Annotated in this window: 8 protein-coding genes and 1 pseudogene; 2 read left to right on the forward strand and 7 right to left on the reverse strand. The window is 38.1% G+C overall.

All coding sequences use genetic code 11. The features are described 5' to 3' along the window. The 3 genes from ACVWXS_RS25275 to mtaB form a co-directional block, all read right to left on the reverse strand. Positions 1-220 (reverse strand): hypothetical protein (locus ACVWXS_RS25275; RefSeq protein WP_456960616.1); only part of this gene is annotated, 220 nt, incomplete at its 3' end. A gap of 501 nt (positions 221-721) precedes the next feature. Further along, a complete protein-coding gene (gene deoC / locus ACVWXS_RS25280) occupies positions 722-1,393 on the reverse strand; it encodes a deoxyribose-phosphate aldolase (protein WP_374965894.1) in 672 nt (223 codons plus the stop codon). A 224-nt stretch (positions 1,394-1,617) separates the two neighbouring features. Continuing rightward, on the reverse strand, positions 1,618-2,967 hold the full coding sequence (gene mtaB / locus ACVWXS_RS25285; protein ID WP_456960617.1) for a tRNA (N(6)-L-threonylcarbamoyladenosine(37)-C(2))-methylthiotransferase MtaB: 1,350 nt from the start codon (positions 2,965-2,967) through the stop codon (positions 1,618-1,620). A 609-nt stretch (positions 2,968-3,576) separates the two neighbouring features. Between mtaB and ACVWXS_RS25290 the strand changes: the two are divergent. Then, positions 3,577-4,546, forward strand: a pseudogene (locus tag ACVWXS_RS25290) (transposase). Between the two features lie 182 nt (positions 4,547-4,728). Here the strand turns inward: ACVWXS_RS25290 and ACVWXS_RS25295 are convergent. Next, a complete protein-coding gene (locus tag ACVWXS_RS25295) occupies positions 4,729-5,601 on the reverse strand; it encodes an alpha/beta hydrolase (RefSeq protein WP_456960618.1) in 873 nt (290 codons plus the stop codon). Between the two features lie 249 nt (positions 5,602-5,850). Here ACVWXS_RS25295 and ACVWXS_RS25300 point away from each other — a divergent pair, with 249 nt between their 5' ends. Further along, positions 5,851-5,970 (forward strand): YjcZ family sporulation protein, encoded by a 120-nt coding sequence (locus tag ACVWXS_RS25300; protein WP_368635904.1) that lies wholly within the window; start codon positions 5,851-5,853, stop codon positions 5,968-5,970. A 214-nt stretch (positions 5,971-6,184) separates the two neighbouring features. On the opposite strand, the gene ACVWXS_RS25305 is transcribed toward ACVWXS_RS25300, so the two are convergent. The 3 genes from ACVWXS_RS25305 to ACVWXS_RS25315 form a co-directional block, all read right to left on the reverse strand. Further along, positions 6,185-6,250: a hypothetical protein gene (locus tag ACVWXS_RS25305; protein ID WP_368635989.1), complete on the reverse strand. Its 66-nt coding sequence runs from the start codon at positions 6,248-6,250 to the stop codon at positions 6,185-6,187. A gap of 610 nt (positions 6,251-6,860) precedes the next feature. Next, positions 6,861-7,628, reverse strand: coding sequence for a CsxC family protein (locus ACVWXS_RS25310; protein ID WP_456960619.1), 768 nt, complete (start codon positions 7,626-7,628; stop codon positions 6,861-6,863). Between the two features lie 223 nt (positions 7,629-7,851). Further along, positions 7,852-9,553: BC_2427 family protein (locus ACVWXS_RS25315; protein WP_456960620.1), on the reverse strand; the 1,702-nt coding region annotated here is incomplete at its 5' end.

A 9,553-nucleotide genomic window follows, 5' to 3' on the forward strand; every position in this document is an offset into this window, starting at 1 on the left:
TTCGCTTTCGCACAGATAAAACATTTGCCGCTGACGCTTCGCTTTCGCGCAGAGCAGAGCTTCCTGGGGGCGTCCGATGAGCCGCTTCACTCGCGATGCTCGCTCCAGTGTCTCGGGCCAACACGATGTTGGTCACGAAGGCGTTATCACAGGACGTGATGCTCTTAGCCTTCGTTCCTCTATTGCAGATCCCCGAGGAGTCGCCCAGTCTCCACTCCAATCAACTTATATGCATGACAAACGTTTTAAAACAAATGCTATCCACAACTTTTGATGATGAATCTAATTAGTAGAAGCTGATTTTCGCAACGTACAACTCGCTTTAATCAGTTAAAAATGGGTATACATAAGCAATATATCAACAAAAAAATCCTTTTATCGCTCAATAATAAACCTACTTTTTCCTAATCAACACACCTGGTTATTTAATTTTGATATAAAAATATAAGAGCCTAACTACAGATTATTGTAGTTAAGCACTTTCAAGTTGTTTAATTCTTATCAAATTAAGCCCCCTTTAGCCATCCATTTAGGCAAGGCTAGTACTTGGACACAATGAAAGTACAGAGCCTCCCTTTTATCGCAGAGGATCTAAAAAACCTATCTAGGCGCATTATATAGCTGGACTGCAGCAGCGGCATGAAGTCCAAGTTTAAATAAAAGTGGGGCTAGTTCGTAAAGAACAGCCCCACAACCACTACTATATTTGATTTAAGTAACCTTAATAATTAGAATCTGCAATTAACCCATTCATAATGGCTACACCAGAGCTTGCTCCAATACGAGTTGCTCCAGCCTCAATCATTTTTTTCATGTCCTCTAAGCTTCTAACACCACCAGACGCTTTTACACCTAGCTCTGGACCTACTGTTTTACGCATTAAGGCAATATCCTCTACTGTAGCGCCACCTGTAGAGAAGCCAGTTGATGTTTTCACATAATCAGTCCCTGCTGCGACCGCTAGCTCACATGCTTTCACTTTTTCTTCTTCTGTTAGTAAGCAAGTTTCAATAATAACTTTCACTAGCGCACTGCCTTTTGCCGCTTCAACAACTGCAGCAATATCCGCTTGTACAAGGTCATAGTTTTTATCTTTTAAAGCACCGATATTAATGACCATATCTACTTCTTTAGCGCCGTTAGCAATCGCATCTTTTGCCTCAAATGCCTTAACTGCTGGAGTATTAGCACCTAGAGGGAAGCCAATTACTGTACAAACTAAAACATCTGAGCCTTGTAAAAGCTCACTACTATATTTTACCCAAGTCGGATTTACACAAACAGAAGCAAAGCTAAATTGTTTTGCCTCGGCACAAAGTTTTTCGATTTGTTCTTTTGTTGCTTCAGCCTTCAATAATGTATGATCAATCATACGCGCAAAATTTTGTTCCATTATTAGACTCTCCTTCTATCAACAAGTTGTACGTACCTCTTTGGCATCATACCATTTTTTCACGTTGTCGTCTAATTTCTTTCTGTTTATTAGATGACAATTTTAGTAACTCTTAGAAATCCCACTTGATTCGCTCCCACTGAGTTACTGCTCAGTATGTAGATTTTTTTTAAGAAACAAAAAAAAAGGATTGTCCTATCAAAAAATGATAGGCAATCCTTTTACTATCTAACTGTTTCTAATACACGCACAAATTGTCCTTTAGAATGAGGATATCCAGCTTGGGTAATTTTCACCTTCACAAGCTGACCGATTAGGCTTTCCGGACCTTCAAATACTACTTTCAAGTAGTTATCTGAATAACCTGTTAAAAGTCCTTCCTCATCACTTCCATCATGCACGAATTCTTCTGGAATTACTTCTAGTACTTGATCCTCAAAGCGAGAAGCATATTCCTTCGCCAATTGGTCATTTAAAGCGATTAAGCGGTGAACACGTTCGTTTTTAATATCCTCGGCAATTTGGTCCTCCATACGTGCAGCTGGTGTGCCTGTACGTGGAGAGAACGGGAATACGTGTAATTCAGAAAACTTATGATCACGAATAAAGTTATACGTTTCCATGAACTCTTCTTCAGTTTCTCCTGGGAAACCTACAATTACGTCAGATGTAACCGCTAAGTCTGGTAAAGCTTCATGTAGTTTAGTTAAGCGTTCACCGAAAAACTCCATTGTATACTTACGACGCATACGTTTTAAAACTGTGTCAGAGCCAGATTGGATTGGAATGTGTAAATGGTTAACTACGATTTTTGATTCACGTAAAACTTCAATCACTTCGTCTGTTAATTGACTTGCTTCAATCGAAGAAATACGGAGACGTTTTAAACCTTTAACATTCGCCTCTAGTTCACGTAGTAATTGTGCTAGGTTGTAATCTTTTAAGTCTTGTCCATAACCGCCTGTGTGAATACCCGTTAGGACAATTTCAAGATACCCTGCATCCACTAGTTGTTGTGCTTGGCTTAATACTTCCTTAGGGTCTCGAGAACGCATTAACCCACGAGCCCACGGAATAATACAAAAAGTACAGAAATTATTACAGCCCTCTTGTATTTTTAAAGATGCACGTGTACGGTCTGTAAATGCTGGTACATCTAGTTCCTCATACACACGATTTTTCATAATGTTGCGTACAGCATTAATCGGTTGACGCTCATTAAGATATTGCTCAATATAACCAAGCAATTTTGTACGATCCTGTGTTCCAACAACAATATCAACGCCAGGTATCGCCATAATTTCTGCTGGAGACGTTTGAGCATAGCATCCTGTTACACAAATAACAGCATCTGGATTTTGACGAACAGCACGTCGAATGACCTGACGTGATTTTTTATCCCCTGTATTTGTTACAGTACACGTATTAATGACATAAACGTCGGCTTGCTTATCAAACTCCGTACGTTCATAGCCTTCTTCTTTAAATAACTGCCAAATTGCTTCTGTTTCATAATGATTTACTTTACAACCTAGAGTATGGAAACTCACGATTTTTGATCGCTCGTTACTCATAATATATATCATCCTTTCAAGAGTACACTACAATAAATTAAATTATCAACGTGTCTTATAATAGCACAAATAAATATAATGAGCCTAGCTTTTTGGCTATGCTTATTATATTTCATCAAAAACAGGCACCATTTTTAGTACCTGTCATTTGTTTCTATGACTTAAAAGTAATTTTCCCTTAGAACTTGATCTTCGTCTGGGCGTTGATAGCGTCACAAACTCACTAGTCCAGGACCACCAATAAAAAGGTGATCTTTCTTCTATTATAGTTATCATGCTTTTGACAAAAATTAAGGCCGCAATCATGGGAGGGCACTGAAAAAGTCCATATCATCTCACATTGCGAGGTATTCAACGATTAAATCGTCGAATACCTCGCTTTTTTCATTTGGCATTGTGACTCTACTGTTGTTTTCCGAAGCATTCCGCTCGCTTTCCGCGGGCGAGCGCCGAGCCTCCTCCTACGCTTCGCTTCGTGCGGGGTCTCGTCTGTCTCGCTTTCCCGCAGGAGTCGAGCGATGCTTCTCCAAACAACGCAATGTATCATACTATTATTTTAGTCACGCTTTCCTTTATAATAAAAGAATTAATGTACAGGTGGTGTCCCCGATGATTTCAAATCAAGAAACCCTTCATTTAAGTTCATACATGTCGATCTACGATATTGTTGTGCCAAAAGATAATATGCTTCGCCAAATCAATGAACTTGTTGATTTTTCATTCATTTTAGAAGAGTTAAAAACAAAATATTGTTTAGACAATGAACGTAATGCCATTCCCCCAATTCGCATGTTTAAGTACTTATTATTAAAAGCGATTTATGATGTATCAGACGTCGACCTAGTAGAACGCTCAAAGTATGATATGTCATTCAAATATTTCTTGGATATGGCGCCAGAAGATCCGGTCATTGATCCAAGTTCGCTTACAAAATTTCGTCGGCTTCGTCTCCAAGACGTAAGCTTATTAGACATGCTCATTCGTTCGAAAAGCTGTCTCTAAAATAGACGAAGCGATGAAAGGCAAATTCCCCACAAAGACCACTTCTAACGAAGTAAAGGATGAATTAGCTTACTGTAAAGAAGTCATTTCAGTCATTGAAAAGGAACCACAAATTGCACAAATACCAGCTGTCAAAGAAAAGCTGAATCTCTTAAAAGTAATAAAGACGCTGGAATGTTTGTTTGTAAGGCCGGTCATCTCGCGACAAGAAAAGCACGTACGGGTAAAAAAGGAACGTGTAAGAGTCAAAGTCAGACATATTATTTTGATATTGAAAAATGCAAAGTATGTCCAAGGAGAGGGCTGTTATAAAGAAGGCGCAAAAAGTAAAACGTATTCTGTCACAATTAAGTCAGATACACATGCCGAACAAGAAGCATTTCAAAATACGGAAGCATTTAAGCAATTAGCCGCAAATCGCTACAAAGTAGAAGCGAAGAATAGTGAATTAAAAAATGGACACGGGTACGATATGGCATCGACTGCGGGTCTATTTGGCATGGAAATTCAGGGTGCCACAACGATATTCGCTGTCAATTTGAAACGGATATTAAAGCTACTAAACAAAAATGAATAAGGAATAGAGACGGAAATAATGCACTTCCTGTTCAAAATTGAACAAGAAGTGCATTATTTTTATCTGAAAAAGGTTCGCTATTATAAAAGCGTAAGTTTTTCAGTGCCCCCCAATCACGGAGTGGTCTTTTTTCTGGTTATATAAGTAAAGTTCACCATTAACTTAATCTTGCTCACAGAACATCAGTCGCGACCTGCCTCGTAAAGCTTCTGTGCCACCATAGCAGGCCTTGTACGCGTGTCTGTAAAATGGTCTCCGTCCCCTACGATCAGCCGGAACTGACCGAGTCGTCTGGACATATTCGGATGCCAGCCGTAGCCCTCTCCTTGTGGCAATGCGTTGTCTTGATAGAAATAGACATAACTTTTGGGCGTAGATAGCGAGTAGAACGCTTTAAGATCCAGTTTCTCAAAAAGTGGCTTTGCCGGTTCCGGAGTGACGCCTTCATACATCCATTTAGCTTCCTCAAAAGTGGCCGTGTTGACGAACGAATCTCGAAACAGGGGAAACGGGAGCATAATAGTATCGTCCGTTGAGCTAGCTCTGAGCTGCTCAAAACCTTGCCTCATTTGGGGCGGGAACTCAGCAACCGATTCTCCGTCTTTCAGTACGAACGCGTCCCAGAAGACAAGCCGCTTTATGCGACCTGGTACCTGCTCTGCAACCTTTTGGATGACTGTTCCTCCGAAACTGTGCCCTACAAGAACAAAGTTACGTAGGTTCCATTTCGTTATAAAATCAACGACGGACTTCGTGATCATCGCATGTGTGACCTTTTTGTTCGGATCTTTGCCGTGACCTACATATTCAGGTGTATAGACGACATGCCCTCGACTGCGCAATTCTGCAGCTACACCGTCCCAGAATTGTGCATCGGCCCAAGAACCATGGACAAGCACGAAGGTAAGTCGTTGCTGTGATGGTAAACTGTGTCTTTCATCAAATTCAGGAGCACCATTGTTCCAGATCGACCATCCTTCAGAATAAGGGGAGTAATAAAAATCGCTTGGCATCAACCTATAATCACGATAGGGAAATTGAAGATAAGGATTCATGAACAAGACACCCTTTCAATTCGACATATATTATCAGCTTATGCCCACTATCTTTGAGAGGTTCTAACACTCTAATCTCCAAGAAACACAAGAAAGAGCCGAAGCCCTATTCCCCTGTTCTTCTTTGAACTCCCAATGTCTTAACATTTATTTCAATTTATATGTCTCTATTTTTGTAAAATAGATGAATATCGCAATTCACTTTAACGACTATTCATATTATAGATTATAGGAAGGAGGGAATTAATTATGTCTCAAGATTATGGTAATGGTGGTTATGGATCTGGCTCATCATTCGCTCTAATTGTTGTTCTATTCATTCTTCTTATTATTGTCGGCGCTAGTTTCATGATGTCAAAATATTATTAATACTCGACACCATCTCTAATGCTCATAACTATTAGGATAATGAAACTTATCCTTTACACCTTCAAATTAGTAAGGGTCACTATCCTCCGCGTGACCCTTTTAATTTTTCCTCTTTCAAAGTCATACTCTACCTCTCAAGGTATAATTAAAAGTCACGCTCAAAAGAACGTGACCTCGATAACTTATTTAGAAAGCTTATAAACAACATATTGATTTAATGATACATCTCGTCTTCTGCTTCTTGTACCAGCTGCTTATGCAATGTCTTAGGAACACGCACATTAAATTTACCACTGTATTCGTGGTCAACGGGTTCAGGTAATCCTACAATGCTTAAATAGGGGATTTTACTAAAAAATCAAACCTATTCCAACAAGTTTATTTGGACTATGCATTTTAGCCGATTCAAAGTTTTTTGAATCGGCTCTTATTGTTAGAATTACTCATTGAGTATGGGTTTTTCCTACTCCTTCAAGCCTTACCATGACTGCATTTATTCGCAATCATAATGACGTTTACTCAGGCACAACCTAGAGATGGAAACTCACGATTTTTGGCCGCTCGTTACTTTGGTAAATTAATTATACCTTGGGATAATTGCGTCCGGATTCGCCTTTATGCTTACACAAAGTACTTGTTACAAAAAATATTTGCTGAAAGAAGATAAATTGTAAAAAGCAGTTGAAAATTAGATTGACCGAATTTTCAACTGTCAACTCAATTCTTGGATTTTTGTCTATGGCCATTAAATATTTCAGGGCTTTTTTTATGATTACATTTTTTTGTATTGAACAGCCCTTTTTATCATTTCCAGACAGAAGACTCCTACTTCAATCATTAGCTACGTAGTGGGTAGTTCATGTATTATAATCCTCTAAAACTATGAATTATCATTGATTACCAGGAGGAGTAAGTCCTAAAAGAACAGGAGTTATTATTTGACTTCCAGGTCCAAGGCGAACTTGTTGAACTTGCACTACTTTTACAGTAAGTTCCAGTACAATTTTTTCACGCAATGTGCTGAAAGTGCCTTCTGGTGCTGCCATAATTGGTGAAAAATCAAGTTCAAAGAAGTTTGCAGCTATTAACTCGCCAAATGGTTGTTCATTGTATTTAACAAGATTTTGGAAGAAAGCCTTATCCAATCGAGCATCCATTTGAGTATTTTCATTTAGGAAGTTTACTTCGGCAAACTCGGAAATTCCAAAGATCGGAGTAGGGCCTTCAGGTGTTTGTGGGAAAGTAAGATCTGTAAAACCAGAAAACTGAACATCGGCAATTCTATCTCGAAGTGCCCCATTACATGCTGCTGAAGCATATTCTATATTTTTCCGAATATGCCCTGCTACAAATAATTTAGCCCTTGTTACCTTAAAAAAGTCAGTTGTACCAATACGTGCAAAGCTAACCGGTACTAGTTTAACTTGATTTAGGAATACATTTTTTTTCACTCTTTTGATTTCAGTTGCTGCTGGAGTAAGCGTAATATCCGACTCCACAACTATTTGAAGTGTCGGTTCTGCAAGTACAACTGGTACTTTAATAATTGGACCCGTAACTGGTGTAGCGTGTATTGGAGTAACTTCACTAGCTAATGGTATTTGTTCAGTCGATGTCACTGGACAAGGAAGGCATTGATTTTCTAATTGATCACTCAAACAGATTCCTCTTTTCATTTTTTTTAGTATTAGAGAGCGCTCTCTATATAGCTAGAATATGTAGTAATTAGCTATATGCATAGACGTATATACTAGTTATTTTACTGATAATCAATATGCCTCGGCAGAATTGTAGCTGTCGCTTTGCTTTCGCTACAAAAGGCATTTGCTGAAAGAAGTTAAAAAAAGATTTTTGACGTGAACAATAAGTTTCAATTATCCTCTAGACCCTCAACACTCGAATTTGCTGTACTTGTAGCATATGAATGACTAATTCTAATACTATATTTTGGCACAATTGATTTGAATGAAGTAATGACTCATTTTCTGCAAGTACTTCACTCATAGTGTGCAATGCAGTATACTCAATATTTTGATTTATAAAGCCTTCAATAATTAAATTTCCCTTTAACGCTGTACAAGTCCCATTACCTAATGATTGAGAAAACTGATTAGGTACAAATCTACTATTGGTTAATACTATCTCATTCGAGATGTCTTTAACGCCTGCAATTCCATTGTCAAATACAAAATATTCTTCCAGGCATATTTCAATTTTGTACTCTCCAACTACAACCGGAACTCTAATATTCATAAAGTCATCTGAAGTGCAAGAGTGATTATTTGTCTCTCCTTTTTTAATTGATTGTGTATTATGTAAGGGAACTGCAACTGATTTAAACGGATTATTCTTCTGATTATTGTTATCAAAAGTATCATTTTTCATTAAAAATATACATTCATTTATTTTAGAACGAACCAAACGACAATTAGGCTGTTCAGGATAATCCATCGTAGTATTAATTAGTTTGGTTTCAAATTGAGGAGAAAGGAGATTGTTTTGATCAAAAAATTCAAATGTATTTTTAGCTATCTCACCACAGATAGGAGCATGGAGAAAATCATCAATTTCTACGTGGGTAGAAATTAGGATTTTTTTGGTTAGAGAACATACTTTTCCTTGTATTGAATCGGGAAATGCACTGACATGGCCTGCAGGATTGGTTTTCTCCATATCTTCTGTATCTGTAAGACTCATAATTTTATCCTCACCAGCGGTTTCAGAAAAACTTATAATTTCACGATTAGAGTCTGGTTGAGCTGCAAAATCTTGTTCTTCCATAGGATTGGTTCCTTCTGTCTCTTCTGTTTCAAGGAGATTATTCATTTCATCCTCAATTTTAACTTCAGAAGCAATGAGCAATTCATAATCAGAATCTAGATGTGCTGCTAGACCCTGTTCTTCTACAGAATTCGTTCCTTCTGTCTCTTCTGTTTCAAGGAGAGTATTCATTTCATCCTCAATTTTAATTTCAGAAGCAATGAGCAGTTCTCGAGTGAAATCTAGATGTGTTGCTAGTTCCTGTTCTTCTACAGGATTCGTTTCACCTACCTCTTCTGTTTTAAGGAGATCATTCATTCCATCCTCAATTTTATTTTCAGAAGCAATGAGCAGTTCTCGAGTGGAATCTAGATGTGTTGCTAGTTCCTGTTCTTCTATAGAATTCGTTCCATCTGCCTCTTCTGTTTCAAGGAGATTATTCATTTCATCCTCAATTTTAATTTCAGAAGTAAAGAGCAGTTCTCGAGTGGAATCTAGATGTGTTGCTAGTTCCTGTTCTTCTATAGAATTCGTTCCATCTGCCTCTTCTGTTTCAAGGAGATTATTCATTTCATCCTCAATTTTAATTTCAGAAGGAAAGAGCAGTTCACGATTGGAATCTAGATGTGCTGCTAGACCCTGTTCTTCTACAGGATTCGTTTCATCTACCTCTTCTTTTTCAAGGAGATTATTCATTTCATCCTCAATTTTAATTTCAGAAGCAATGAGCAGTTCACGAGTGGAATCTAGATGTGCTACTAAATCCTGTTCTTCTACAGGATTCGTTTCACCTACCTCTTCTGTTTTAAGAGGATCATTCATT

The sequence above is a fragment of the Lysinibacillus sp. TE18511 genome, from assembly GCF_054062295.1.